Consider the following 25,479-nt stretch of genomic DNA (forward strand, 5'->3'; position numbering starts at 1 on the left):
GTCCCGGCTTTCGCCGGGACGACAGCGGTGTGCGCGGAAACCTATCCGCCCGGCGCCCCTTGCGTGTTCACATAGAGCGCGTAGATCGACTGGCTTGCGGCCATGAACAGGCGGTTGCGCTTGACCCCGCCGAAGCAGAGATTGGCGCAGCGTTCGGGTAGCGCAATGCGGCCGATCATGACACCGTCGGGCGCGAACACGACCACGCCGTCGAGTTCGGGATCGCCCATGCCCCAGCCGCACCACAGATTGCCGTCGATGTCTATTCGGAAGCCGTCCGGCGTGCCTGGTCCCGCATCGACAAACACGCGCTTATCGGAAAGCTTGTCGCCGGAAGGCGAGACGTCATAAGCGAGGATCTTGCGGTTGGGCACGCCGCGGGACTCGATGATGTAGAGGATTTTTTCATCCGGCGAGAAAGCGAGCCCGTTCGGTCCCAGCACGCCCTCGGCGACGATGGTGGCTTTGCCGGTCGCGGTATCCAGCCGATAGACATTGGCGTCGATTTCGGGCTCGGCCTTGTAGCCCTCGTAATTGCCGAGCAGGCCGAACACAGGATCGGTGAACCAGATCGAGCCGTCGGACTTCACCACGACGTCGTTCGGAGAGTTCAGCCGCTTACCGTCGAAGGAATCGATCAGCACCGTGATCGAACCGTCATATTCGGTGCGCGTCACCCGCCTCCCGCCGTGCTCGCAGGTGATCAGGCGTCCCTGCCGGTCACGGGTGTTGCCGTTGGCGAAATTCGACGGCTTGCGGAAGATGCTGACCGCGCCGGTCTCCTCCTCCCACTTGATGATACGCTGGTTCGGAATGTCGCTGCACAGCAGATACCGCCCGTCGCCGAACCACACCGGCCCTTCGGCCCAGCGCAACCCTGTGGTTAGCCGCTCCACCGCCGACAGTTTGAGCCAATACTTCTCAAAGCGCGGATCGAGCGCACGGATAGCCGGATCGGGGTAATAGGTCGCCGGGCGCCAGCCGGCTGAATGCGATGCTGCATCGGACATTTGCTGTTCTCGTTGGTGCGTTCCCAGAGCGTTTGGGTTAGCTATCATTACCTGCTAATGACCGCAAATCGATCGCGAGACTAAGAGGAAACAAATGCCACGCATATTGATGACCGGCGCCGCCGGCGGAATCGGCACATCCTTGCGCAAGCTGTTGCCGCCGATCTATCCGGACCTGCTGCTGAGCGATTTGAAGGCGCCGGCCGATCTCGGCAAAGACGAGAAGTTCAAGGTGGCCGATCTCGCCGACATGGCGCAGGTCGAGGCGATCTGCGAAGGCATCGACGGCATCCTGCATTTCGGTGGCTATTCGGTCGAAGGACCCTGGGATTCGATCCTGCAGTCGAACATCATCGGCGGCTACAATCTGTTCGAAGCGGCGCGGAAAAAAGGCGTCAAGCGCGTGGTGTTCGCCTCGTCGAACCATGCGGTCGGCTTCTACCCGCGCCATCACCGCATCGGCACCGACGTCACCGCGCGTCCCGACAGCCGTTATGGCGTCAGCAAGGTGTTCGGCGAGGCCGTGGGCGCGCTCTATGCCGACAAGCACGGGCTCGGCGTCACCTGTATCCGGATCGGCAATTTCGGCGAGAAGCCGCTGGATCACCGCCGCCTGTCAATCTGGCTGAAGCCGGAGGACCTGGTGCAGCTCTGCCGCATCGGGCTCGATCATCCCGACATTCACTTCGAAATCTTCTACGGCGCCTCCTACAACGAGCGCGCCTGGTGGGACAACCATCGCGCCTACGAGCTCGGCTATCGGCCGACTGGCCGGGCCGAGGACTTCCGCGAGCACGCGATGGCCGAGCAGGCCAAGCTGAAGCCGGATCCGGTCGGCGATTACTACCAGGGCGGCACGTTCTGCAGCATGGAGTTCGACGGCGACGAGAGCCGGATCGTGGATTGGAGCAAGCGCTAGCGCTTGCCTTCATCCTCGGCGATGCGGCCGAGATAGTCCGACTTGCTGAACTGCATATGATCGACGCAGAGCTGCGCCAGCGCCCAGCTATCGCGGCCCTTCAAGAGTTCAATCATGAGTTCATGCTGCCGACGCGACAGCGCCAACCCTTCCCGGTCGGCGAGATTCTTGGCACGCATCGGCAGCGTCAGGTTCATGTAATCCTGCAGCGAGCGCACCAGATACGGGTTGCCGCAGGCGGAGAACAGCGCGACGTGGAACGCGTCGTTGGTCTCGTGAATGCCGCGCAGATCCTGCGCGTCGGCTTTGGCGCAGTATTGCCGCTGCAGCTCGTTCAATTGCTCGATCAGGCTGGCCGGGGCGGGCAGCGCAATCATCAGCGCCGCCTGCCGCGTCAGCATTTCCCGGACCTCGTAGATCTGCCGCACCTCCTCGGCCGAATAGAACCGCACGGTGGCGCCGATGTTTTTTTCGCGCAGCACGATGCCCTGGCGTTCGAGTTGGAATAGCGCCTGGCGGACGAAATGTCGGCTAGCGCTGTAGCGCTGCATCAGCGTGTCCTCGACCAGCCGCGAGCCCGGCGCGAAGCGGCCGAAGATGACGTCCTCTTCCAGCCGGCGGATGACTTCCGCCTGTTCCTCCTCGCGCGTCGGCGCGGAAATTTCGGTCAATGATTCCTGCGGCTTCATCGCAAGGCCTCCCAGCCCGACAGCCGATAGCAATCCTCGATGCAGGCTTGGTCTGATATGCTCGCCCAAGCGATGAAATGATGGCGGCTCACCATGCCGGCGCCGACGAGGCCAATGCGCAACGGTTGGTTCATGAGCGCGTTTCCAGTCTGGACGGAAAGTCAGCACGCAAGGGCATCATTGTCAATAATACCGCAGTATGTTGGGTTGGCATGCTCGCTCACGGCGCCAAATGATCAAACATTGACAATAATCTGCCGGACTCCTTAAGTGCCCATCCACGACGACAGGAAGAAAAAATGGCCGACGGACTTCGCAAGGGACTGACGAGTTATGGCGATGCTGGCTTCTCGCTATTCCTGCGCAAGGCCTTCATCAAGGCTATGGGCTACTCGGACGATGCGCTGAACAGGCCGATCGTCGGCATCACCAATACCTACAGCGACTACAATCCCTGTCACGGCAACGTTCCGCAAATCATCGAAGCGGTGAAGCGCGGCGTAATGCTGTCAGGCGCGATGCCGATGGTGTTCCCGACGATTTCGATCGCCGAGAGCTTTGCCTATCCGACCTCGATGTACCTGCGCAATCTGATGGCGATGGACACCGAGGAGATGATCCGCGCTCAGCCGATGGACGCCGTGGTCGTGATCGGGGGATGCGACAAGACGTTGCCGGCGCAGATCATGGCCGCAGTCTCAGCCGATCTGCCGACCGTCGTCATTCCGGTGGGCCCGATGGTGGTCGGGCATCATAGGGGCGAGGTGCTCGGCGCCTGTACCGATTGCCGCCGGCTCTGGGCGAAATATCGCGCCGGCGAAATCGATGACAACGAGATCGAAGCCGTCAACGGCCGGCTGGCGCCTTCGGTCGGCACCTGCATGGTGATGGGCACCGCCAGCACCATGGCGTGCATCACTGAGGCACTCGGGTTGTCGCTGCCGATGAGCGCGACGATCCCGGCGCCGCATGCCGAACGTTTTCGTTCGGCGGAGGCCAGCGGCAGGGTGGCGGCCGAAATGGCGAAAGCCAAGGGACCGAGGCCGAGCGAGATTCTGACGCCGGCATCGTTCCGCAACGCGCAGGTCGTGATGCAGGCGATCGGCGGCTCGACCAATGGCCTGATCCATCTCACCGCGATCGCCCATCGCTCGCCGCACAAGATCGACCTCGAGACATTCGACAGGCTCGGCCGCGAGGTGCCGGTGCTGGTCGATCTGAAGCCGTCGGGCGAGCATTACATGGAGCATTTCCATCATGCCGGCGGGGTGCCGAAGCTGATGGCGCAGCTCGGTGATCTCATCGATCTCGACGCCAAGACCATCACCGGCCAAACGCTGCGCGACGTTGTCGCTGGCGCGGAAGATGTGCCGGGACAGGACGCCATCCGTCCGCGCGACAATCCAATCAAGGCCGAAGGCGCGATGGCGGTGCTGCATGGCAACCTCGCGCCGCGTGGCGCGGTCATCAAGCAGTCGGCGGCGAGCCCAAAACTGCTGCAGCACACCGGGCGCGCCGTGGTGTTCGAATCGGTCGAAGACATGACGCTGCGGGTCGACGATCCCGATCTCGACGTCAACGCCGACGACGTGCTGGTGCTGCGCAACGCCGGCCCCAAAGGCGCGCCGGGCATGCCGGAAGCGGGCTATCTGCCGATTCCGAAGAAGCTTGCGCGTGGCGGCACCAAGGACATGGTGCGGATATCGGACGCGCGGATGAGCGGAACGGCGTTCGGCACCATCGTGCTGCACATTACGCCGGAGTCGGCCGTGGGCGGGCCGCTGGCGCTGGTGAAGAACGGTGACATGATCCGGCTCGACGTCGCCAAGCGTAGCATCGACCTGCTCGTCGACGAGGCAGAACTGGAAAAGCGGCGCGCGGCGCTGGCACCGGCCGTGACGCCCGATTGGGCCAAGCGCGGCTACGCGCATCTGTTCAACGAGACGATCCTGCAGGCCGACGAAGGCTGCGATTTCGACTTCATGCGCGGGCAGGGCGGGGAATAGCTTGCCCGCCGCACACATCAGCCCGAACTAGGGTGTCGTCCCTGCGAACGCACTAGGGTTTCTACGCATTTTCGAGGGCTCTGCCAGCGACGATGATTTGGAAGCGAGCCATTCCGTTGTGGAAGGTGATTGGTCCGGGTGGCCGATGCGAGGCGTAGCCGGTCCATCCGCCGAGCTTGGCGATGATCCATGCCGCCCACTGAAGAGTGTAGGGGTGATGCGGGTTCTTCTGAAGCTCGGTCCTGCCTTTCATGGTTCTGTTGATGGCGGCAAGTGTTTCGATTTCTTCTGGCGTGAAGGCGCATTTGACCGGCAATTGTCCACCACCATTGCGGGCCTGAACGAGCTGAATGACGATACATGCTGCTTTAGTGGCGATCGCCACGAGCTTGATCAGGGCTTCGGCGCTTTCGAGCTGACTGTCCTCGATACGCAGACCCTGGTTCTTCAGCGAGCGAAACAACTGTTCGATGATCCAGCGCTGCTTGTACCAGGAGACGATCCGCCAGGCATCGGCCGCATTGGCGATCGAATGAGTGGTCAAGAGCAGCCAATGAACGGGCTCAGCCCCCTTCGGGGGGTGCAACTCGACGACTTCCACGAAGCTGACTTCGACACGCTCCGGCAGGTCCTTCACGCCGGGGCGCGCCGGCCGCTTGAGCACGATGGTTCCGAAGCGCAGCGAGAGGTGGGCTTGGCGACCGCGACGATCCATCCGCTGCGGCAGATCGATCACCGCCTTGTTGCAGAAGCGGGCTCGCTCCACCGCTTGATAAAGTGTTCTGCCGTCGGCCAGCGCATGATCATGCATGGCCCGCGTCAGCAGGTGGACGTTGTCGCCGGGCGTCAACGCCCAGTGCGCAAAGAACTCCCCCTCACGATCATTGATGACAGTGATCATGCGCGCTGCAGCCAAAACCTCGCAGCCCTGCTCGGCCGTCGTCACCCAGCGCGCCGATTCCTTGTTGGCCAACTCACGCTCGTCGTGAGGGGTCTTAACCGTGCCCCTGCGCGTCCACACCTTGCCGCCGGTGAGGCCGAGGCAGGCCCCGCTGTCGGCATCGACCGCCATCATGGCATGCAGCAACACGCCGCGGGCATTGCCTTTGCCGACTTTGCCCAGTCTACGCCGACGTCCCTGCCGCGTTTGAAACTTGACCTCGCTGGTGTCCTGGATCGCCAGCACATGACGCCCGCTGACCACGGTCGCCGTCTGCCTGCTCCAGCCTTCAATCAGTTGATCGGTCGTGACTTGCGGATTGTTCACGAACCGCCAGTACGCCATGTACGCGGCCCAGTCACCCTGCGCCATCTGGCGCAAGCAGACGCTGCGCGTGCAAAGCATAGCCTGAACAAACGCCGCCCCCTTTTATCGAGGCGAACGTCGCCAAACTCGCCAAGTGATAAATCCGGCTCTCGCTGCATCTCCGACGCTCCTTCGAATCAAAGCGTCAGAAACAGAATCATACAAACCGCAAAGCGGGATAACATCATGACGCACCGAGTCAATCTGTCGCGCCAGACGTGTAGAAACCCTAGTGCGAACGCAGGGACGACAGCAATCTAGTTCTTGCTCGGCGCCCTCATTTGGACTTGCTGGTGAACTTCTTAACCGCAACGCGAAATTCATCGGTTTGCATGGCGTCGATGATCTTCGCCTCCTCGGCATCGAGCTGCTGCTTCGTCGGCGTGACCGCGGCCTGATAGACTAGCGACTTGGTGCCGCTGATCGCCGCTGGCGGGTTCTGTGCCAGCCGCTCGGCGAACTTGCGCGTTTCAGCCTTCAACTCTGCCGCCGGAACGACTCGCGCGACCAGGCCCCACTCATAGGCCTGCTGCGCGGTAAAACTGTCTTCGGCCAGAAAGATCTGCAGCGCGCGGCGGGTGCCGACGGTGCCGACCATGCCGACCGTGCTGCCGCCATCCGGCGAGACGCCAATCTTGGCATAGGCCGGCGTGAAACGGGCGTCATCGGCTGCGATGCAGAGGTCGGTGACGAATGCGAGCCCCATGCCGGCGCCGGCGGCGGAGCCGTGGACGCTCGACAGCACGATCTTGGGCATCCGCCGCACCGTTTCGATGAAGGCGTGGTAGTGCTTCAACAGCTCCCCGACCACGGGCGCGATCGTATCGTTGGCGGCGGCGGCGCCGATGGTCTGCAGATCGCCGCCGGCGGAGAAGGCGCGGCCTTCGCCCTCGATCACCAGCACCCTTATGTCGTCATTGCCTTCGACCTCCGCGCCGAGTTGCTCGAGCTTTTGCGCGATCGACAGATTGATCGAGTTGAAGGCCGCGGGACGATTGAGCGTGATCGTGGCAATCGGGCCCTCGATCCTGAGCAGGGCAGGGGCGGCGGTATCATCGGAAGTCGACATGGCAAGGCCTCCGGGGCGGCGGATGGGCCGAACATTTAAATAGAGAAGGCAACAGGTGACAATCCCCGGCCAGGTCCGCAAAATGCGGCAAAGGCCGCCCTCAAGGCCGCCGCCGCCCTTGCGTCTCGTCGTTCCATGAGGTCAGATAGTGCCCGTCATCGTTCGGGACGGACACGAGCGCCGCTCCCAAGGGACGAGGCAGGCAAGCCAAAATCATTGGAGAGGAAACGACATGGGTCATTCCCGTGCGCTCGAACGTAGGATGTCCCTATGACGGTAGGAACAGTTGTCATCATCGGCGCAGGCCACGCCGGCTATCAGCTTGCGGCCTCGCTGCGCCAGCACGGCTTTTCGGGACGCATCGTGTTGTTGAACGATGAAGGCCATCTGCCCTACCAGCGGCCGCCGCTATCAAAAGCCTACCTGAAAGGAACCGGCGGGCCCGACAGCCTGATGTTCCGGCCGGAAAAATTCTATCTCGACCAGAAGATCGACCTGATTTCCGATCGCGCGCTGTCGATTGACCGTGCCGCGCGCAAGGTGGCGCTCGCCTCCGGCGCTTCGCTCGATTACGGGCATCTGGTGCTGGCGACCGGCGCGCGCAACCGCCTGCTCGACATTCCCAACGCCAATCTCGACAGCGTGCGCTACTTGCGCACGCTCGACGAAAGCCAGTCGCTGCGCGACTACATCACCGAGGGCCAGCGCGTCGTCGTCATCGGCGCCGGATTTATCGGCCTGGAGTTCGCGGCGACGGCGCGAACCAAGGGCCTCGAAGTCGACGTCGTCGAACTCGGCACGCGCGTGATGGCGCGCGCGGTAACGGCGGAGATCTCGGAGTTCTTCCAGTCGCGCCATACTGCGGCGGGCATTCGTATTCATCTGGGCGTGCAGGTCACCAGCATCGAGAGCGACGGCCGCAAGGTCACCGGCGTCAGCCTCAGCGACGGCCGGCACATGAAAGCCGACCTGATTGTGGTCGGCGTTGGCGTGTTGCCGAATGTGGAACTGGCGGCGGACGCCGGCCTGCCGGTCGCGTCGGGCATCATCGTCGATGAGCACCTGCTGACCGCCGATCCGAATATCTCGGCGATCGGCGACTGCGCGCTGTTTGCGAGCCCGCGTTTCGGCGGTTCACTGCGGCTGGAGTCGGTGCAGAACGCCACCGATCACGCGCGCTGCGTCGCAGCCCGGCTGACCGGCGATGCCAAGCCGTATGACGGCCTGCCCTGGTTCTGGAGCGATCAGGGGCCCGACAAGCTCCAGATCGCAGGACTAACCACCGGCTACGACCGCGTGGTGGTGCGCGGCGATCAAGCCCAGGCGGCATTCTCGGCTTTTTGCTACAGGGACGGGCAACTCGTCGGCATTGAGTCCGTCAACCGCGCGGGCGATCACATGTTCGGACGGCGCCTGCTTGCCGCCCATGGCTCGATCACGCCCGAGCAGGCGGCCGACCCGCGCTTCGACCTGAAGGGTGCGCTGACTTAACTTGCGGCTTCGTAGGGTGGCGCAGAGCGACTTGTCCGCCGTAGCTCAACGAGCGAAGGCGGAAGCGTGCCCACCGCTCTTGCGGAGTGAGCGATGGTGGGCACGGCGCAAACGCGCCTTTGCCCACGCTACGAAGTCAGGCTACGAACGCAAAGCCGCCGCCACCTCGGCCGCCGTCGGCATCGACGGCGCGGCGCCCATTCGCCGCACGCAGATCGATGCAGCGGCATTGGCGTATTCAAGCGCGTCGCGGATTGCCTTGCCGTTGGCAAGCTGCGCGGCGAGGGCGCCGACAAAACAATCGCCGGCGCCGGTGGTGTCCACGGCCTTTACGGCGCGTCCCGCAATCAGCGAGGGTTCGCCGCCGACAAGGGCGAGCACGCCTCGCTTGCCGAGCGTAACGCAGATGATTTTCCCGGAGCCCGTTGGCAGGCGCCGCGCCGCTTCGGCGAAACGAGTGAGGTCGTCGGTGTCGTGAAGTTCGGTCTGCGCGAGAAGCCCCAGTTCGGTTTCGTTCAGAATAAGGATATCGACGAGATCGAGCAGCTCATGGCCGCAGATGGTCGCCGGCGCCGGATTGAGGATGGTAGTCGCGCCGGCCGCCCGGGCCCGTTTGAAGAAGGCGATGATCGTGGCTTGTGGAATTTCGAACTGACTCACGGCAACGTCGCCTTTGGCAAGCCCGGGGGTTGTGACATCCCCGGCGCTGACGAGCGCGTTGGCGCCGGGTATGACGACGATGGTGTTGTCGGCGTCGGCGATGGTGATCACGGCCGTTCCGGTATGGGCATCCGGGGTGTCCTTGACCAGAGCGAGGTCGACGCCTTGGGCGGTGAGAAACTCCCGCAATTGCTGGCCGAACGCGTCCGCGCCCAGCCGGCCGATCAGCGTTGACGATGCACCGAGCTTTGCGGCGGCCACAGCCTGGTTGGCACCCTTGCCGCCTGGAAAATAATGCACCGCTTGGCCTGCGACGGTCTCGCCGACCCTCGGATGCCGGTCGGCCGTCGCCACCACATCCATGTTGATGCTGCCGGCGACGAACACGCGCCCCATGCGTACTAACCCCCGTTTGCTTGCTCAGGCGCTAACCTGAAACTCTCGCGTGATCGCCTCGATGTCGGCGAGCGTCGGCAGGCCGGCCTCATTGCCGAGACGCTGGACCTTGAAGGTCGAGGCGGCGCGCGCAAGCTCGAAATGCTCCTGCCAGCTTTTGGCGGGATTGGCGAGATAGGAATAGACATAGGCGCCATGGAAGACATCGCCTGCGCCGTTGGTATCGATAACGCGTTCGGGTGTAACCGGAAGCGCGGGAAGGCGGCGGATGGCGCCTGTTTCGTCATACCAGAGCAGGCCCTTCTCGCCCATGGTGACGCCGCCGATCCGGCATCCGCGGCTCTTCAGATAATCCAGCATGGCCTCCGGCGTCTTGTCCATCTGTTCGCACAGCCGTTCGGCCACGATCGCGACATCGATGAATTCCAGCAGCTCATGGGTGTTGGTGCGCAGGCCGCCGCCGTCGAGCGATGTCAGAATGCCGTCCTCGCGGCAGAGTTTGGCATAATGGATTGCAGCGTCCGGCTGATGGCCGTCGACATGCAGCGCGCGGCAGCCCTTCAAGTTCAGCATCGGGAAGGGATGAATGTGCTCGTCGTCGCGGCAGCGGACGATGGCGCGCTTGCCGTCTTTCGGCATGATGAACGACAGCGACGAGGAGTTGACCTTGCGTGGATGGATCGAGATTCCATATTTCGCGGCCATGTCCTGAAACATGCGGCCGAGCCAGTCGTTGGCCATGGTCGCGATCAAATCCGGTACGATCCCAAGCTTGGCGCAGCAGAACGCCGCCGTCACGGCGTTGCCGCCAAACGATACCGCGTAGGCCGAGGCCACATGTTTTTCGTCGCCGGTCGGCATGTGGTCGGTGATGAAGGTAACATCGATATAGGTCTGTCCGATGAAGAGGGCCTGCATGCGTTTTCCGTCATATCCTGCAGAGTGTTGGGCGAAGATGGTCCCGGCGCGGCGCACACACATTAGCACTGGTTATCGGATGCATTCGCTGAAATTATTCGCAACCGTGCCGTCTTTGCTGCTTGAGATCGGAGTATAGAGGAGACTGCGACCGTCCTTAAGGGGGGCTTGGGCATACCGTCGTATAACGGCTGACGGCTGCCCGGGTTTCCCCACCGGCGCGACAAAAGTGGAGAAAATGATGACGGTTTATTCCGGTCCCGTGTTCGACATGGCGGTTAATCAGTTTGGCGTCATCGCCAACCATCTGGAAATCCCGATGGACGAGCGCGGCCGCATCCTGATGCCGAAGCGGGCGGTTACTGTCTCTTGCCCGATCCACCGCGACGACGGCACGGTCGCAGTGTTCGAAGGCTATCGTGTCCAGCACCACCTCACCCTCGGTCCGACCAAAGGCGGCACGCGATTCGCGCCCTCGGTCGACATCGGCGAGGTCGCGGCGCTCGCGATCTGGATGAGCTGGAAATGCGCGCTCGTCGGTTTGCCCTATGGTGGCGCCAAGGGCGGCGTCAATGTTGACCTCTCCACCATTTCCAAGCGCGAGTTGGAAGGGCTGTCGCGGCGCTACATGCAGGAGATGATCCCCTTCGTCGGTCCGCATACCGACGTGATGGCGCCGGACATGGGCACCAACGAGCAGGTGATGGCCTGGTTCATGGACACCTACTCGATGTACCAGGGCCAAACGGTGACCGAGATCGTGACCGGCAAGCCGGTCTCATCCGGCGGTACGCTCGGCCGGCGCGAAGCAACCGGGCGCGGCGTCGCCTATCTCGCCAAGCGGGTGCTCAAGGAGCTATCGATCAATCCGGGCAGCGCGACCGCCGTGATCCAGGGCTTTGGCAATGTCGGCTCCTACGCAGCGCTGGAACTACAACAATATGGCCTGAAGATCATCGCGGTCAGCGATCACACCGGCGCGCTGCATGATCCAAGGGGGCTCGATATTCCAGCATTGATGCGACATGCGGGCGCGCATGGAAGTATCGCCGGGTTCTCCAACGAGCTGACTTTCGATCCCGAGCAAATCCTCACGCTGCCTTGCGACGTGCTGGTGCCGGCGGCGATGGAGCGGGTGATCGATGCCAAGGTCGCCGAAAATCTCAAATGCCGCGTGCTGGCCGAGGGCGCCAACGGTCCGACCACGCCGGAAGCCGATCTGGTGCTGGAAAAGCGCCAGGGCGAAGTATTCCTGATCCCCGACATTCTCTGCAATTCCGGCGGCGTCGTGGTCAGCTATTTCGAGTGGGTTCAGGACCTGCAGCAATTGTTCTGGGAGGAAGAGGAAGTGACGCGGCGCGAATATGCCATCCTCGATCGCGCCTTCGACCAGATGCTGCAGCGGGCCAAAGCCGACAAGATCCCGCACCGCACGGCGGCGATGGCGATCGGCGTCGAGAAGGTGCGCGCCGCCAAGAACGTGCGGGGACTTTTTCCGTGATCACAGGCCTCGATCACGTCGTCGTTCTCACCGGCGACATCAACGCAGCCTCCGCCGCTTACCAGACCTTGTTTGCCCGCGCACCAGCCTGGCAGAACAGCGGGGACGGCGCCGACCGCGTCCTGTTCACGCTCGACAACACCACACTGGAATTGATGGCGCCGAGCGGCGACGGCGCCAATGCCGACCGCATTCGCAGCGTTCTGGCCGCGCAGGGCGAGGGGCTCGCAAGCATCTGCTTTCGAACCAGCGACATCGCCAAAATGCATCGCAGGCTCGACCGGCTGACGCTGAAGCCGGACGTAATCGCCGACGTCGAAAGCCGCGACGCGATCTCGGGTGCTGTGCTGTCGTGGAAGCGCACGCGCGCGGCGACGGAGGCCACGCGCGGCGTCCGGATGTTTTTCCTCGAGCGCGACAAGGAGCGCCCGCTGTCGGTGCGAACCACGCCCGGATCGATCACGGCGCTGGACCATGTCGTGGTCTCGACGTCGGACCCGGAACGGGCCGCAGCGCTCTACGGTGCGCGGCTCGGCCTCGACATGGCGCTCGACCGCTCGCACCCCGATTGGGGCCGGCTGATGTTCTTCCGTTGCGGCGACCTCATCGTCGAGGTCACGCACCGGCCGGGCAAGGAGACGGATACGTCGCAGGACAAATTTCAAGACAAACTTCAAGACAAGCTTCGCGGCCTGTGCTGGCGCGTCACCGACATCGACGCCACCCATGCGCGGCTTGTCCAGGCTGGCGTCGACGTCTCGGAAGTCCGCACCGGCCGCAAGCCGGGAACGCGGGTGATGACGGTGCGGAACGGGACGTGCGGTGTACCCACGCTGCTGGTACAGCCGTCGGCGGGGAAGCCCGACTGAAGCTACCGAAGCTACCCTCCCCTGGAGGGGGAGGGTCGGCTCACGTTGAGCGTAGCGAAACGTGAGACGGGGTGGGGTGATCTCTCCACCCGCACCACCGCCTCAATGGAGAGACTGTCACCCCACCCCGTATCGCATCTTGCTTCGCGCGATGCGATACGACCCTCCCCCTCCAGGGGAGGGTGAACAACCTTCATTCTCAAACGCTTCCCTGCATGCTACAGCTTGGCCGATGCGACCAACGGGCGACTGATTTGGCAAAGGCAAAACGCGTTCAGAAATGGCAGCGAGACCCCGAGGGGATGCGGCTTCGCATTCTCGAGGCCGCCAAGCAGGAATTTGCCGCTCATGGCCTGGCCGGCGCGCGCGTCGACCGCATCGCGGCCAACGCCGGCGCCAACAAGCGCATGCTGTACTACCATGTCGGCAATAAGGAAGACCTCTACCTCGCGGTGCTGGAAGGCGCCTACGAGAAGATCCGTTCCGAGGAGCGCGGGCTCGATCTCGAACACCTCGATCCGCCCGAGGCGATCGAACGGCTGATCGATTTCACCTGGAATTATTTTCTCCGCAACCCGGAATTTTTGGCGCTGCTCAACACCGAGAACCTTGCAAAGGCGCGCCATCTGAAGCGTTCGACCAAGGTGAAGTCGATGCATTCGCCGTTCGTCGAGATGATCCGCACCGTGGTGACGCGCGGCGTCGAAAGCGGCGATTTCCGCGTCGCCGTCGATCCTGTCCAGCTCTATATCTCGATCGCCGCGCTGTGCTTCTTCTATCTCTCCAACAGCGCAACCCTTTCCGTGATCTTCGGCCGCGACCTCCTGAAGAAGGAGGCGAGGGACGAGCGCCTGGCGCATATGGTGGCGCTGGTGCTGGCGGCGCTGACGGGGAAATCGACCGCGGATTTCGGTAAGCCTGCGACACCGGGCGTGCGGCCGCCAGCGCATCAGCCGGTCTAACCGTCGTTCCTGCGAACGCAGGAACCCATAACCACCGATCTTGATTGTCGTACCGGGACGGTGGCCCAGCGTTCGCAAACAGACACGGCGACGGGGTCATGACGCCGGGGGCGTTCGCAGGGCGACGGAACAGGCCATTTCGCCGCATAAAAACCCGCTTGCCAGTATTTATCCAACGGGTTAATTTCCCGCCCATAAGACGATGACCAGGGAGCGGGATGTGGCCGAGCTGAAGCGCGAGAGTGGCGTGTCGAAAGCGCTGAACGCAGCGTGGGTGCGGCCGTTTTTGTTCCTGCTGTTCATCGTGGTGATGTGGGACCTCACCATTCGCCTGTTCCAGATTCCGGCCTACCAGATCCCGGCGCCGGGCGATGTCGTGGCGGTGCTGCGGACGGATTGGCCGGAACTGCTGCGGCAGGCCTGGCCCACCACTTACGCCACCATCTGCGGCTTCCTGTTGTCGGCCGTGTTCGGCATTCCCGTCGCGATGCTGATCGCGGGATCGAAGACTGTGGAGAGCTATGTCTATCCGCTACTGGTATTCTCCCAATCTGTGCCGAAGATCGCGATCGCGCCGCTGTTCGTGGTGTGGTTTGGCTTCGGCATTATCCCAAAGGTGATCTCGGCGTTTCTGCTCGGGTTTTTCCCGGTGGTGGTCTCCGCCGTGCAGGGCTTCAAGTCAGTCGACCCTGATATGGTCGATCTCGCTCGCGCCATGCAGGGCAGCCGTTTTCAGGTGTTTCGCGCCGTCAACCTGCCGCACGCGATGCCGGCGATCTTCTCCGGCCTGAAAGTCTCGGTGACGCTTGCCGTCGTCGGTGCTGTCGTCGGCGAGTTCGTCGGCTCCAATTCCGGCATCGGCTACGTGATGCAGCGCTCGATCGGCACCTTCGACCTGCCGACGATGTTTGCCGCGCTGGTGATCCTGGCGCTGCTCGGCGTGGTCCTGTTCTGGGTCGTCGACCGGATCGAGCGGCTCGTGATTCCCTGGCATGTCAGCCAGCGCGAGGACATCATTTTTGCTTCCTAAGCCAAACCAACAGGCGGCCTATCCAAGGGCTGCATCACCAAACGGGAGGATGACCATGATACGAGTGATAACGGCGATCTCCGCCGCCCTGATCTGGACCGCGCTTTCGGTGCTTCCGGCATCGGCCGCCGACAAGGTCGTGCTGATGCTGAACTGGTACGTCTATGGCGAGCACGCGCCGTTCTATTACGGCAAGGCCAAGGGCATTTATGCCGCCGAGGGCATCGACCTCGAGATCCAGGAAGGCCGCGGCTCGGCGGCGACCACGCAGGCCGTTGCGGCCAAGACCGCGAACTTCGGCTATGTCGACGTTCCCACCATGATGCGCGCGGCGGTCAAGGGTGCCCCGATCGTCGCCACCGGCGTGCTGTTGCAGACCAGCCCGATGTCGGCGATGGGCTTTGTCGAAAAGAACATCAAGAAGCCCGAGGACATCAAAGGCAAGACGGTGGCGATCACGCCAGCCGATTCCATGACGCAGATCTGGCCGCTGTTTTTGAAGAAGACCGGCCTGAAGGAAAGCGATTTCCAGACGGTCGCCGGCGACGGCCAGACCAAGCTGAACGCCGTCATCAACGGCCAGGCCGATCTGTTGCTCGGCTATGTCATGGACCAGTCGATGAAGATCAAGGACGCGACGGGTAAGGACGTCAACGCGATCAAGTTCGCCGACTACGGCATCAACATGGTCTGCTCGGGCGTCGTCGCCAACACCGACTTCGTCAAGGCCAATGCCGATCTCGTCAAGCGCTTCATGTCGGCGACGACGAAAGCGGTCGAAGCCGCCGAGAAGGATCCGAAGGGTGCGGCGCAGTCGATCCTCGATGCCAACCCGAAGGGCGGCAAGATCGAGACGCTGACGAAGGGTTTTGAGCTGACGATCCCGCTCTACCGCACGGCTGAAACCAAGAACAAGCGGCCGTTCCAGGTGACCGACCAGAACATGACCGACACGGTCAATCTGATGGTCGAATATGGCGGGTTGGATGCCAAGGCCAAGGACAATCCGAAGGCGTTTTATACCAACGACTACCTGCCGCAGGGCGGTTCGTGAATAGGCCGTCATTCCGGGGCGATGCGCAGCATCGAACCCGGAATCTCGAGATTCCGGGTCTGGTCCTTCGGACCATCCCGGAATGACGGGCATCTCGACAATGGAATGAGCTGAATGAATCCTGCGACCAAACCAACCGAGATCGACCAACCAGCCGCGCATTTGCGCCTGGTATCCGATCGCGCCAGCGGCGCGGCGTCCGGCATCACGCTATCAGGCGTCTCAAAAACCTATCGTTCACGCGACGGCGACGTGCCGTCGCTGCGGCCGCTGGATTTCCACATCAACGAAGGCGAGTTCTTTGTCGTGGTCGGCCCGTCCGGCTGCGGCAAGTCCACGCTGTTGAAGATGATTTCCGGGCTGCTCGCGCCATCGACGGGGGAGATTCTGGTCGAAGGCGAGCAGGTTACAAAACCGCACGGCAATGTCGGCATCGTGTTCCAGAACGCGCTGCTGCTGCCCTGGCGCAACATCCTGTCCAACGTGATGTTGCCGATCGACATGAAGAAATTGCCGCGCGACGAATATCTGCCGCGGGCGAAAGCGCTGTTGAAGCTGGTCGGCCTTGAGGGCTTTGAGAAAAAGCTGCCCTGGCAATTGTCCGGCGGCATGCAGCAACGCGCCTCGATCTGCCGCGCGCTGGTGCACGATCCCAAGATCATGCTGATGGACGAGCCATTCGGCGCGCTCGATGCGATGACGCGCGAGAAGATGAATGTCGAGCTGATGCGAATCCAGCGCGAAACCGGCAAGACCGTGCTGCTGATCACGCACTCGATTCCGGAAGCGGTGTTCTTGGCCGACCGCGTGCTTGTCATGACCGAACGGCCCGGCGCGATCGCCGCGATCTACGACGTGCCACTGCCGCGCCCGCGCTCGCTCGACGCGATGGCCGATCCCGCCTTCACCGAACTGGTGCAGCGGATTCGCAAGCACTTTTTCACGCAAAGCGCGCTGGACTGAAAGCTGGCTCGATGCCGTTACGCTTGGCCGTACGAGACATCTCCTTTTTCGAACGTCCGGTCACCTTTGCCCGGCCGTTCCGGTTCGGCGCGGTCGTCATCAATGCGACGCCGCAGGCTTTTGTGCGGGTCGAGATTGAGGTCGAGGGCAAGGGCAGGGCTGTCGGCGCGAGCGCCGAGTTCTTGGTTCCAAAATGGTTCGACAAGCGGCCGCACCTCGCACCAGAGCAGACAGTCGAGGAACTACGGCGCTCGCTTCTGATCGCGCGAGGCATCTATCTGGCGCATTCCGGCTTCGAGACCGCATTCGACCTGCATGCGGCCTGCATCGGCGCGCAGATCGAAGGCTGCGCGCGAGAAGATATTCCGCCGCTGGCGGCGGCCTACGGGCCGGCCGAAATCGATAAGGCGATTCTCGACGCGCTGCTGCGTTGCGCGGGAACCAGCTTCTTCGACGGCATGGCCGACAACATCGCAGGCGTGGATGCACGCCTGTCGCGCGATCTCGACGATGATGACGTGTCGCGCTTTCTGGCAGGCCGGAAGCGGCTGGAGCGCGTCGCGATCCGGCATACGGTTGGCATGGACGACAAGGTCGAAGGCGAGGGCGGCGTTGCCGACATCAGAGAAAGCGCCGGCGCGCGCTACTTCAAGCTCAAGCTAAACGGCGACCCCGCGCACGATGCGGATCGGCTGAACCGGATCGGCAATGAACTGGCGACGCTGTCGTACGATTACCGCGTCACGCTCGACGCCAATGAACAGTACGCCGACCTCACTGCATTGAATGCGCTTGTCGAGCGGCTCGACCGCGATGCGGTCCTCCGGCCGATCGCGCAAAAGCTCCTCTACATCGAGCAGCCGATGCCGCGCGACATTACGCGGCAATCGCCGCTCGGCGCGCTGGCGCGGCGCGATTTTATCGTCGACGAGGCCGACGATTCCTACGACGCCTTCCCGGTGGCGCGGGCGCTCGGCTATCGCGGCATCTCCTCGAAATCCTGCAAGGGCATCTACAAGTCGGTGATCAACGCCACGCGTGCGGCCAAATGGAGCGCCGCCGGCGAGACATGCTTCATCGCCGGTGAGGACCTGACCTGCCAGGCGGGCCTTGCCGTGCAGCAGGACCTCGCGCTCGGTGCACTGATCGGCGTCACCCATGCCGAGCGCAACGGCCACCACTATGTGGATGGTTTTGGCGATACGCCTGCCACTGAGGCGGAGGCGTTTCTCGCAGGTCATCCCGATCTCTATGTCCGCGACGGCAACAAAATTCGTCTCGCGATCCATGACGGCGATCTCCTGACGGGATCGCTGACCACACCTGGCTTCGCCACGGCCACGCATCCGGACTGGTCCGCGATGTCGCCGCTCGCACAGCCCTCGCTCAGAATTCCTTTGGAGAAAGCAGTATGACGACCAAACGCCTCGGCCTGATCATGAACGGCGTGACCGGCCGCATGGGACTCAACCAGCATTTGGTCCGCTCCATCATCGCGATCCGCGACCAGGGCGGCGTGCTGCTGTCGAACGGCGACCGCATGCTGCCCGACCCGATCCTGATCGGCCGCGATGCGGACAAGGTGGAACGGCTCGCCAAGCGCTTCAACGTGGAGCGCTGGTCGACCGATCTCGACAAGGCGCTGGCCGACAAAAACGACACCATCTTCTTCGACGCTGCCACCACGCAGGCGCGCCCGTCGCTGCTGACCAAGGCGATCGAGGCCGGTAAACATGTCTATTGCGAAAAGCCGATCGCGACCAACCTGGAGGAGGCGGTCGCGGTGCTGAAGCTCGCCAAGGCCAAGGGCATCAAGCACGGCACGGTGCAGGACAAGCTGTTCCTGCCGGGCCTGAAGAAGCTCGCCTTCCTGCGCGATTCCGGATTCTTCGGCCGCATGCTCTCGGTGCGCGGCGAGTTCGGCTACTGGGTGTTCGAGGGCGGCTGGCAGGAAGCGCAGCGGCCGTCGTGGAATTATCGCAGCGAGGACGGCGGCGGCATCATTCTCGACATGGTCTGCCACTGGCGCTACGTGCTCGACAATCTCTTCGGCGAGGTCGAGAGCATCTCCTGCCTCGGCACCACCGACATCCCCGAACGTTTCGACGAAAAGGGCAAGAAGTATACGGCGACCGCCGATGACTCCGCCTATGCCACGTTCCGCCTTAAGGGCGGCGTGATCGCGCATATCAACATGAGCTGGGTGACGCGGGTCTACCGCGACGATCTCGTCACCTTTCAGGTCGACGGTACCCACGGCTCGGCAGTGGCGGGCCTGACCGACTGCGTGATCCAGGCGCGCCAGGCAACGCCGCGGCCGGTGTGGAATCCGGACGAGAAACGTACCCATGATTTCTACGCCGACTGGCAGAAGGTTCCCGATAACGTTGTCTACGACAACGGCTTCAAGGAGCAGTGGGAAATGTTCATCCGCCACGTCTGCGAGGACGCGCCCTACAAATACACGCTGCTGGAAGGCGCCAAGGGCGTGCAGCTTGCCGAATGCGCGCTGCAGAGCTGGCGCGAGCGGCGCTGGATCGACGTTGCCCCGATCAAGGTGTGAGGAGGCTTAAGCATGAACAAGCCAGTCCTGCCGATGTCATCGCTATCGCTGAAGCTGCCGACGGCGGATCGCAAAATCGAGGATTACCGCCTGGCGGCGTCGCGGACGTTTCCGGCGAAGCTTGAAGGTGCGCTCAATCGCGTGGCGTTCTCGGCCGCGCATGTGGTGGCGGATCCTCTGGCCGATAACGATCCCTGGCTTAATGCTGCGATCGACTGGGACCGAACCATGGCGTTCCGCGAGCATGTCTGGGACCTCGGCCTCGGCGTCGCGGAAGCGATGGACACCGCGCAGCGCGGCATGGGGCTGGATTGGCCGACCTCGCTGGAACTGATCCAGCGTTCGGTAAAGGCTGCGAAAGCCAAGGGCAATGCGCTGGTGTTTTCCGGCGCTGGCACCGATCACCTCGCGGTGGAAGACGCCAAGTCGATCGACGACGTGATCCGCGCCTATGAGGAACAGATCGCGGCAGTCGAAAAGGCCGGTGGCCGCATCATCCTGATGGCCTCGCGTGCGCTGGCAAAACTCGGCCGCAGCGCCGACGATTACGCCAAGGTCTACAACCGCGTACTGTCACAGGTTCGCGAGCCCGTGATCATCCACTGGCTCGGCGACATGTTCGACCCGGCGCTGTCGGGCTATTGGGGAACGGCCGATCTCGACAAGGCAATGGATACGGCGGTTGCCATCATCAACGCCAATGCCGCCAAGGTCGATGGCGTAAAAGTCTCGCTGCTCGACAAGCAGCGCGAGATCGACATGCGCCGTCGCCTCGATCCCAAGGTGAAGATGTATACCGGCGACGATTTCAACTACGCCGAACTGATCGCGGGCGACGGGCAGGGCTTTTCGCATGCGCTGCTCGGCATCTTCGATGCCATCGCGCCGGCGGCGTCCTATGCACTGTCGCGGCTGGCTGCCGGCGACGAGGCCGGTTTCCATGACGTATTGGGGCCAACGGTGCCGCTGTCGCGGCATATCTTCAAGGCGCCGACGCGGTTCTACAAGACCGGCATCGTGTTCATGGCCTATCTCAACGGCCACCAGGATCATTTCACCATGGTCGGCGGGCAGGAGAGCACGCGCTCGACGCTGCATCTGGCCGAACTGTTTCGCCTTGCGGATAAAGCTGGGCTGCTCTCCAACCCCGAACTGGCGACACGGCGCATGAAGACGGTGCTGACAACGCGCGGCATCGAACCCTGATGCGTGATTTCTCGAGCGATCATCGCTGGCTGTCGCTGAACACGGCAACCGTCCGCAAGCAGGGCGACCTCGTTGCCATCATCGATGCCTGTGCGCGGCATGGCATTCGGGCCATCGATCCCTGGCGCGACCAGGTTGCGGCCATCGGCCTCGAGCGCGCAGTGCGGGCCGTGCGCGACGCCGGCCTTGAATTGTCCGGCTATTGCCGCGGCGGCATGTTCACGGCGGACGCCGCGCATCGCATCGAGGCGCGCGACGACAACCGACGCGCGGTGGACGAAGCCAAGGCGCTGGGTGCGCCCTGCATCGTGCTGGTCGTCGGCGGCCTGCCGCAATATTCGCGGCCGGGAAGCGCGGCCTCGAAGGACATTGCGGCTGCGCGTACGCAGGTCCATGACGCGATCGCGGAAATGCTGGAGTATGCGAGAGAGGCCAACATGCCGCTCGCGATCGAGCCCTTGCATCCGGCCTACGCCGCCGACCGTGCCTGTGTGAACACGACGAAGCAGGCGCTCGACATTTGCGATCAGCTCGACCCGCAGCGTACCGGTGCACTCGGCGTTGCGCTCGACGTCTATCACATCTGGTGGGATCCGGAATTGATGCCGCAGATCGCGCGCGCGGGGAAAGATCGATTGCTGGCGTTTCACGTCTGCGACTGGCTGGTGCCGACCAAGGACATCCTCAACGATCGCGGCATGATGGGCGACGGCGTCATCGACATCACATCTGTGCGATCAGCGGTCGAGGCGCAGGGCTTTGCCGGCTATTCCGAGATCGAAATCTTCTCCAACGAGTGGTGGGCAAGGCCGATGGATGAGGTCCTGCAGACCTGCATCGCGCGGCATCGCACGGTGGTCTAGCAGCCGTCACTCGAAGATGCTTGCTCCGCTGTCTCAATGACGGACGATGTTGTCTCGTATGTGAACTGCCGCGCGTTCTGGTTGTGATAGAGTCGCATGAGGAGACAGCGCGCGGTTCCAGATTTAACCTTTTCCGCGGGTATTTAGATTAACAAAGGGTTACCGTTGCGCCTCGATAAACTCCGGCGCTAGCTAGTCGCACGGAGAAAGTTTCCTCGAGCGATGAGCGACAACATGAAAATCCTTTACGCAATTGCGACACTGGCCCTGCTGTCGACATCGGCGCAGGCCTGGCAGGTCGTGGAACGCTGCACCTACAGCAAGTTCTACGGCAGGGTGTGCACGACTTCCTATCTGGACGATCCGGTGCGCAGCGAGGCGCAGGATCAGGAAGACGCAAAGGCAAAACGCGCCAGCATCGAGAAGTGGGAAGCGTTCTGCAAGCCGAAGCGCACCTACGACAACGAAGGCGTCGTCCGCCTGGTTTACGCCCGCAAGGGCTGCGAATTCGGCCGCAGCGAGTAGCAAGCTTCTCCTCGCCGCGAGCGGGGAGAATTCCGAGCCTACAGCTCGATGAACGGTGGGCAACGCGTGCCCGAAAGACCGCTAAACCTTTATCGATCAAATTGCGATCCGGTTAGTCACATAGCTTTACGCCGCCTCAATGCTTGTCGGTCATTCCTGACAGACGCATTCATCAAGGGGCAGTGTCCATGCGCGTCTTCATCGCAATCTCGATCGTCGTCGCTTCGGTATCGTCCGCGTCCGCGCAATTTGCGATGGACCACGGCCATGCCGCAGATGCCGCCCAGGCCGCCCGCGCGGCGCGGGCCGCAGCGGATGCCAAGGCCGCGGCCATTGCCTCGGGCGCGCCGCTGCTTCCCAGCCAGCAAACCAATTTCTACGTCGGCAGCCGCGGCACCGTGAAGATCACGCCCCGGACCGCGGAAGAACTGAAAGGCGATGAAGCCGCCCAGGCCGCCTGGAGGGAACGCTGCCGGCCGACCGTCGTTGAAGACCGCGAGGGCCTGCGGCGCGTGAGATATGCCGAACGGGATTGCGACCTCTCCCGCTTCAACACTGCCGGCAACTAGGACTTCCCGAACTCTGTGGCCGAATCGGGCCGCGTCGAGCCGTCCGCTTGCGGACCGGCAATCCGGTTCCGGCTAGGCCCTCCCGGGTCGAAATGCTAGAGCTTCCCCAACTACCGTTGGGGCGGCATGACTTTCATATCCTGGCAGTTCGGCATTTTCGTCGCGATCGTATTTGCGGCGTATTATCTTCCGGCGCTGCGAGCATTTCAGGTCCAACTGCTGGTCTTCGCCAGCCTGTTCTTTTACGGCTATGGCCAGCCGGAACTGCTGGCGCTGTTGGCTGTCGCGGTTCTCGGAACATATCTCTTCCTGATCCTGGCGTTGCGGAACCGGCAGCTCTGGCTGCCGGCCGGCATCGCCTTCAACCTCGCGCTGCTGGCGTTCTTCAAATATAAATTGCTGTTTATCGATCCGGCGTCACCCAGCCTGGTCGATTTCGCGCCGCTCGATTTTCTTCTGAAGCTGCCGCTGCCGATCGGCATTTCATTTTTCGTCTTCCACAACATCAGCCTCTTGGTCGATTTGACCCGGCAGAAGGGCGCGCCGCCGACGCTGACCGGCGTATTCCTCTACATCATTTTCTTTCCGCAGCTCGTTTCGGGTCCGATCACGCGCGCGGAAATGTTCATGCCGCAGATCAAGCCGAAATACTTTGCGGACATTCCGTTCGTCGAAGCCGCGAAATGGATCCTGACCGGGTTTTTCTTCAAGCTCTACGTTGCCAACAACCTCAATGAAATGACGTCTTACATGAGCTTCCCGCTCTACGAGACGCTGCAGACCCAGGATCGCTGGCTGCTGGTTTTTCTCTACAGCTATCAGATCTATGCGGATTTCTTCGGCTATTCCGCGATCGCGATTGGCCTTGCCCTGCTGTTCGGTTATCGCTTGCCGATTAACTTCAATCTTCCCTACATCTCGACCTCGTTCTCCGAGTTCTGGACGCGCTGGCATATCTCGCTGTCGACCTGGCTGCGGACCTATCTTTACGTCCCGCTCGGCGGAAATCGTCACGGCATATGGCGCACCTATTTGAACCTGATGATCGTGATGGGGCTGGGCGGCCTCTGGCACGGCGCCGGCCTCAGCTATCTGATCTGGGGACTATTGCACGGCCTGTTGCTGGTGCTCGAACGCCCCTTGTTGGCGCGTTTGGCGTCGATCGATTTTGCGGTATTTCGAGCAGCCCGGATGACTTTCGTTTTTGTCTGCGTCACCATGCTCTGGATCTTCTTCAAGCTGCCGAACTTCGATCATGCGATCGGCTACCTCACGGGCATGTTTACGGCGAGCACGAATCCCAATCCGACGAAGCTGTTCTACAACCTGGCGCTACTCTATTCGCTGCCGGTCATGATTCAGCACCTTGGTGTTCGTCCGCTGTCCGAGGGAAAGCTTCGCTGGGCGGAGCCATATCTCTACGGCTCGATGGCCGCGCTGATGTATCTGGAAGCCGGTCCCGAAACGTCGTTCATCTACTTTCAGTTCTGAGGAGCGAAGAAGACGTGTCTGCCGTTCGGTGGTTGATAAAATGCGGGGCCGGCGCGGCGATTGTCTTGATCGCCTGCGGCTTCGCTACCGTGCGCTTCGGCAGCGGGCTGCAAATGCCGGCAACGACGACGCGGGACGGCACGCTAATTACGCTCAGCCGTTACCTGCGCGAGCCGGCGCCTGACGTCGTGCTGGTGGGCAGCTCGATCACGTTCCGCCTCAAGGAGGAATATTTTGCAACGCCCAAGTTGAGAAATCTGGCGCTCGCGGGCGGCTCGCCGCTCACCGGGCTGGAGATCGTTGCGAACCAGCCGCAGCTTCCGAGCTTCATTCTGGTCGAAGCGAACGTCCTCGCCCGTCAGGCCGACGCCGCGCTGGTCGAACGTTACTCACGCGGCGACGCCGAGCCATTGTTCTTTCGCCCGATCAGGGCCGCGGTAGCCGCCTACGAGCAGCGTCTTCATGCGCCGCTGAAGCATGAGCAGGTTTCGCTCGAGCTGCGCAGATTGGTTGCGCAGCCGCCGAGTGATTTCGACAGCCGGGTTTATGCGGATCGCGCGCTGCAGCAATTCAACGCGGAGGATCCGACGGATACGGTGCAGTCTAACGCGAAACGGATTGGGGAGCTGATCCGGATCGTGGAACAGCGCGGTGCGCGCGTGTTGCTGTTCGAGTTACCCTATTCCGAGCCGATCGAAGGCTCGCGATCTGCGGCGATCACACGGGAGATTATTCATGCCGCGTTTCCGGATTCCAATCGATGGCTGTCTATCGATGTGAACCGACACGAACTGCGCTGGGCCGATGGTGTCCATCTCGACGAGCGCTCTGCGGCCATCGTAGCGCGGGTGATGGAGCGCGCTTTGGCATCGGCGCGCGCGGTGAAATGACCGGGGCTTTCTTTCTCGAAAAACCCAGGCTGCGGCGTTACCGTGATTGAGCAAGGAAGGCGATGATCTTTTTTCTATCCTCGCTCGATGAGAGACCGCCATACGGCTTCATGCTGTTGCCGGGCACGACCTCATCGGGGTTAGCAATGAAGCGATCGAGCTTCTCCTCATCCCAGACGAATCCTGCCTCCTTCATTGCGCTGGAAAACCCATAGTCTGGTAGCGATCCCGCTTTCCGTCCGACGATCTTGTGCAGGTTGGGACCCAGCCGATTGTCGCCCTCTCTCATGATGTGGCACGTTCGACAGGCATTGTTGAACGCCTGTTGTCCTGAGACGCCCTCCGAGCCTTGCGGCGCCTGGGGCAGGGCGGAAGGCGATAAAAGCATGCACGCCAGTCCGCTCAACGCGCCCATCAGCAACGTCCGACCGTGCCGCAAACCTGCGTCTCGCCGGCCGGATGTCGGCCGGACGAACTGCGTGACAAAGTGCGATTGCCTCATTCGATCCTCATCAAGAAGGATGCCGGG

The 25,479-nt window shown here is 62.4% G+C and carries 25 protein-coding genes; 17 read left to right on the forward strand and 8 right to left on the reverse strand.

The features are described 5' to 3' along the window. Nucleotides 1–41 precede the first annotated feature (41 nt). Nucleotides 42–1,010 (reverse strand): SMP-30/gluconolactonase/LRE family protein, encoded by a 969-nt coding sequence (locus tag V1277_RS23635; RefSeq protein ID WP_334418351.1) that lies wholly within the window; start codon nucleotides 1,008–1,010, stop codon nucleotides 42–44. 94 nt (nucleotides 1,011–1,104) lie between these two features. Here V1277_RS23635 and V1277_RS23640 point away from each other — a divergent pair, with 94 nt between their 5' ends. After that, nucleotides 1,105–1,929, forward strand: coding sequence for an NAD-dependent epimerase/dehydratase family protein (locus V1277_RS23640; protein ID WP_334418352.1), 825 nt, complete (start codon nucleotides 1,105–1,107; stop codon nucleotides 1,927–1,929). Here the strand turns inward: V1277_RS23640 and V1277_RS23645 are convergent. Together V1277_RS23645 and V1277_RS23650 are read right to left on the reverse strand one after the other, a co-directional pair. Then, a complete protein-coding gene (locus tag V1277_RS23645; protein WP_334418353.1) occupies nucleotides 1,926–2,618 on the reverse strand; it encodes a GntR family transcriptional regulator in 693 nt (230 codons plus the stop codon). The two genes, V1277_RS23640 and V1277_RS23645, sit on opposite strands and share 4 nt — an antisense overlap. Beyond that, the gene (locus V1277_RS23650) at nucleotides 2,615–2,752 is read right to left on the reverse strand and encodes a hypothetical protein (RefSeq protein WP_334418354.1); all 138 of its coding nucleotides are present in this window, start codon (nucleotides 2,750–2,752) and stop codon (nucleotides 2,615–2,617) included. The genes V1277_RS23645 and V1277_RS23650 overlap by 4 nt, the downstream gene beginning before the upstream one ends. A gap of 165 nt (nucleotides 2,753–2,917) precedes the next feature. Here V1277_RS23650 and V1277_RS23655 point away from each other — a divergent pair, with 165 nt between their 5' ends. After that, entirely contained in the window at nucleotides 2,918–4,624 is a 1,707-nt protein-coding gene (locus tag V1277_RS23655; RefSeq protein WP_334418355.1) for an IlvD/Edd family dehydratase, read from the forward strand. Nucleotides 4,625–4,685: 61 nt separating this feature from the next. Here V1277_RS23655 and V1277_RS23660 read toward each other — a convergent pair whose 3' ends face one another. Both V1277_RS23660 and V1277_RS23665 read right to left on the reverse strand, forming a co-directional pair. Then, the gene (locus tag V1277_RS23660) at nucleotides 4,686–5,969 is read right to left on the reverse strand and encodes an IS4 family transposase (RefSeq protein WP_334414870.1); all 1,284 of its coding nucleotides are present in this window, start codon (nucleotides 5,967–5,969) and stop codon (nucleotides 4,686–4,688) included. Between the two features lie 238 nt (nucleotides 5,970–6,207). Next, a complete protein-coding gene (locus V1277_RS23665; RefSeq protein ID WP_334418356.1) occupies nucleotides 6,208–6,999 on the reverse strand; it encodes an enoyl-CoA hydratase/isomerase family protein in 792 nt (263 codons plus the stop codon). 270 nt (nucleotides 7,000–7,269) lie between these two features. On the opposite strand from V1277_RS23665, the gene V1277_RS23670 reads away from it, so the two are divergent. Then, nucleotides 7,270–8,490 carry an NAD(P)/FAD-dependent oxidoreductase gene (locus tag V1277_RS23670; protein ID WP_334418357.1) on the forward strand — a complete coding sequence of 407 codons (1,221 nt, stop codon included), beginning with the start codon at nucleotides 7,270–7,272 and terminating at the stop codon, nucleotides 8,488–8,490. Nucleotides 8,491–8,631: 141 nt separating this feature from the next. Here the strand turns inward: V1277_RS23670 and rbsK are convergent, their stop codons facing one another. Both rbsK and V1277_RS23680 read right to left on the reverse strand, forming a co-directional pair. Then, on the reverse strand, nucleotides 8,632–9,546 hold the full coding sequence (gene rbsK / locus V1277_RS23675) for a ribokinase (protein WP_334418358.1): 915 nt from the start codon (nucleotides 9,544–9,546) through the stop codon (nucleotides 8,632–8,634). Between the two features lie 24 nt (nucleotides 9,547–9,570). Beyond that, nucleotides 9,571–10,464, reverse strand: a complete 894-nt coding sequence (locus tag V1277_RS23680; protein ID WP_334418360.1) for a sugar kinase — start codon at nucleotides 10,462–10,464, stop codon at nucleotides 9,571–9,573. 241 nt (nucleotides 10,465–10,705) lie between these two features. Here V1277_RS23680 and V1277_RS23685 point away from each other — a divergent pair, with 241 nt between their 5' ends. The 14 genes from V1277_RS23685 to V1277_RS23750 all read left to right on the forward strand — a co-directional run bounded on the left by V1277_RS23685 (nucleotide 10,706) and on the right by V1277_RS23750 (nucleotide 24,950). Continuing rightward, the gene (locus V1277_RS23685; protein ID WP_334418361.1) at nucleotides 10,706–11,965 is read left to right on the forward strand and encodes a Glu/Leu/Phe/Val family dehydrogenase; all 1,260 of its coding nucleotides are present in this window, start codon (nucleotides 10,706–10,708) and stop codon (nucleotides 11,963–11,965) included. Beyond that, nucleotides 11,962–12,834: a VOC family protein gene (locus tag V1277_RS23690; protein ID WP_334418362.1), complete on the forward strand. Its 873-nt coding sequence runs from the start codon at nucleotides 11,962–11,964 to the stop codon at nucleotides 12,832–12,834. Before V1277_RS23685 ends, V1277_RS23690 begins: the two co-directional genes overlap by 4 nt. A gap of 254 nt (nucleotides 12,835–13,088) precedes the next feature. Next, the gene (locus V1277_RS23695; RefSeq protein WP_334367703.1) at nucleotides 13,089–13,796 is read left to right on the forward strand and encodes a TetR/AcrR family transcriptional regulator; all 708 of its coding nucleotides are present in this window, start codon (nucleotides 13,089–13,091) and stop codon (nucleotides 13,794–13,796) included. 220 nt (nucleotides 13,797–14,016) lie between these two features. After that, entirely contained in the window at nucleotides 14,017–14,826 is an 810-nt protein-coding gene (locus V1277_RS23700) for an ABC transporter permease (protein ID WP_334367704.1), read from the forward strand. A gap of 55 nt (nucleotides 14,827–14,881) precedes the next feature. Next, the gene (locus tag V1277_RS23705; protein WP_065744176.1) at nucleotides 14,882–15,880 is read left to right on the forward strand and encodes an ABC transporter substrate-binding protein; all 999 of its coding nucleotides are present in this window, start codon (nucleotides 14,882–14,884) and stop codon (nucleotides 15,878–15,880) included. Between the two features lie 114 nt (nucleotides 15,881–15,994). Continuing rightward, nucleotides 15,995–16,843 (forward strand): ABC transporter ATP-binding protein, encoded by an 849-nt coding sequence (locus tag V1277_RS23710; RefSeq protein ID WP_334376664.1) that lies wholly within the window; start codon nucleotides 15,995–15,997, stop codon nucleotides 16,841–16,843. Nucleotides 16,844–16,854: 11 nt separating this feature from the next. Next, entirely contained in the window at nucleotides 16,855–18,258 is a 1,404-nt protein-coding gene (locus V1277_RS23715) for a hypothetical protein (RefSeq protein WP_334418363.1), read from the forward strand. Further along, on the forward strand, nucleotides 18,255–19,406 hold the full coding sequence (locus V1277_RS23720) for a Gfo/Idh/MocA family protein (RefSeq protein WP_334418364.1): 1,152 nt from the start codon (nucleotides 18,255–18,257) through the stop codon (nucleotides 19,404–19,406). Before V1277_RS23715 ends, V1277_RS23720 begins: the two co-directional genes overlap by 4 nt. A gap of 12 nt (nucleotides 19,407–19,418) precedes the next feature. After that, entirely contained in the window at nucleotides 19,419–20,612 is a 1,194-nt protein-coding gene (locus tag V1277_RS23725; protein ID WP_334418365.1) for a dihydrodipicolinate synthase family protein, read from the forward strand. Beyond that, the gene (locus V1277_RS23730) at nucleotides 20,612–21,475 is read left to right on the forward strand and encodes a sugar phosphate isomerase/epimerase family protein (RefSeq protein WP_334418366.1); all 864 of its coding nucleotides are present in this window, start codon (nucleotides 20,612–20,614) and stop codon (nucleotides 21,473–21,475) included. Before V1277_RS23725 ends, V1277_RS23730 begins: the two co-directional genes overlap by 1 nt. 234 nt (nucleotides 21,476–21,709) lie before the next feature. Next, nucleotides 21,710–22,000, forward strand: a complete 291-nt coding sequence (locus tag V1277_RS23735; protein ID WP_334376659.1) for a hypothetical protein — start codon at nucleotides 21,710–21,712, stop codon at nucleotides 21,998–22,000. Between the two features lie 188 nt (nucleotides 22,001–22,188). Then, on the forward strand, nucleotides 22,189–22,569 hold the full coding sequence (locus tag V1277_RS23740; protein ID WP_334418367.1) for a hypothetical protein: 381 nt from the start codon (nucleotides 22,189–22,191) through the stop codon (nucleotides 22,567–22,569). Nucleotides 22,570–22,695: 126 nt separating this feature from the next. After that, a complete protein-coding gene (locus V1277_RS23745) occupies nucleotides 22,696–24,060 on the forward strand; it encodes an MBOAT family O-acyltransferase (protein WP_334418368.1) in 1,365 nt (454 codons plus the stop codon). Between the two features lie 65 nt (nucleotides 24,061–24,125). Beyond that, nucleotides 24,126–24,950, forward strand: coding sequence for a hypothetical protein (locus tag V1277_RS23750; protein WP_334418369.1), 825 nt, complete (start codon nucleotides 24,126–24,128; stop codon nucleotides 24,948–24,950). A gap of 37 nt (nucleotides 24,951–24,987) precedes the next feature. Here V1277_RS23750 and V1277_RS23755 read toward each other — a convergent pair whose 3' ends face one another. After that, the gene (locus tag V1277_RS23755) at nucleotides 24,988–25,365 is read right to left on the reverse strand and encodes a c-type cytochrome (protein WP_334418370.1); all 378 of its coding nucleotides are present in this window, start codon (nucleotides 25,363–25,365) and stop codon (nucleotides 24,988–24,990) included. Between the last annotated feature and the right edge of the window lie 114 nt (nucleotides 25,366–25,479).

Origin of the sequence: Bradyrhizobium sp. AZCC 1588 (genome assembly GCF_036924735.1) — a bacterium.
In the GTDB taxonomy this organism is placed as follows: Bacteria; Pseudomonadota; Alphaproteobacteria; order Rhizobiales; family Xanthobacteraceae; genus Bradyrhizobium.

Coding starts and splice junctions, on each gene's coding strand:
- V1277_RS23635 (WP_334418351.1), bottom strand. CDS start 1,010: ATGTCCGATGCAGCATCGCATTCAGCCGGCTGGCGCCCGGCGACCTAT.
- V1277_RS23640 (WP_334418352.1), top strand. CDS start 1,105: ATGCCACGCATATTGATGACCGGCGCCGCCGGCGGAATCGGCACATCC.
- V1277_RS23645 (WP_334418353.1), bottom strand. CDS start 2,618: ATGAAGCCGCAGGAATCATTGACCGAAATTTCCGCGCCGACGCGCGAG.
- V1277_RS23650 (WP_334418354.1), bottom strand. CDS start 2,752: ATGAACCAACCGTTGCGCATTGGCCTCGTCGGCGCCGGCATGGTGAGC.
- V1277_RS23655 (WP_334418355.1), top strand. CDS start 2,918: ATGGCCGACGGACTTCGCAAGGGACTGACGAGTTATGGCGATGCTGGC.
- V1277_RS23660 (WP_334414870.1), bottom strand. CDS start 5,969: ATGCTTTGCACGCGCAGCGTCTGCTTGCGCCAGATGGCGCAGGGTGAC.
- V1277_RS23665 (WP_334418356.1), bottom strand. CDS start 6,999: ATGTCGACTTCCGATGATACCGCCGCCCCTGCCCTGCTCAGGATCGAG.
- V1277_RS23670 (WP_334418357.1), top strand. CDS start 7,270: ATGACGGTAGGAACAGTTGTCATCATCGGCGCAGGCCACGCCGGCTAT.
- rbsK (WP_334418358.1), bottom strand. CDS start 9,546: ATGGGGCGCGTGTTCGTCGCCGGCAGCATCAACATGGATGTGGTGGCG.
- V1277_RS23680 (WP_334418360.1), bottom strand. CDS start 10,464: ATGCAGGCCCTCTTCATCGGACAGACCTATATCGATGTTACCTTCATC.
- V1277_RS23685 (WP_334418361.1), top strand. CDS start 10,706: ATGACGGTTTATTCCGGTCCCGTGTTCGACATGGCGGTTAATCAGTTT.
- V1277_RS23705 (WP_065744176.1), top strand. CDS start 14,882: ATGATACGAGTGATAACGGCGATCTCCGCCGCCCTGATCTGGACCGCG.
- V1277_RS23710 (WP_334376664.1), top strand. CDS start 15,995: ATGAATCCTGCGACCAAACCAACCGAGATCGACCAACCAGCCGCGCAT.
- V1277_RS23715 (WP_334418363.1), top strand. CDS start 16,855: ATGCCGTTACGCTTGGCCGTACGAGACATCTCCTTTTTCGAACGTCCG.
- V1277_RS23720 (WP_334418364.1), top strand. CDS start 18,255: ATGACGACCAAACGCCTCGGCCTGATCATGAACGGCGTGACCGGCCGC.
- V1277_RS23725 (WP_334418365.1), top strand. CDS start 19,419: ATGAACAAGCCAGTCCTGCCGATGTCATCGCTATCGCTGAAGCTGCCG.
- V1277_RS23730 (WP_334418366.1), top strand. CDS start 20,612: ATGCGTGATTTCTCGAGCGATCATCGCTGGCTGTCGCTGAACACGGCA.
- V1277_RS23735 (WP_334376659.1), top strand. CDS start 21,710: ATGAAAATCCTTTACGCAATTGCGACACTGGCCCTGCTGTCGACATCG.
- V1277_RS23740 (WP_334418367.1), top strand. CDS start 22,189: ATGCGCGTCTTCATCGCAATCTCGATCGTCGTCGCTTCGGTATCGTCC.
- V1277_RS23745 (WP_334418368.1), top strand. CDS start 22,696: ATGACTTTCATATCCTGGCAGTTCGGCATTTTCGTCGCGATCGTATTT.
- V1277_RS23755 (WP_334418370.1), bottom strand. CDS start 25,365: ATGGGCGCGTTGAGCGGACTGGCGTGCATGCTTTTATCGCCTTCCGCC.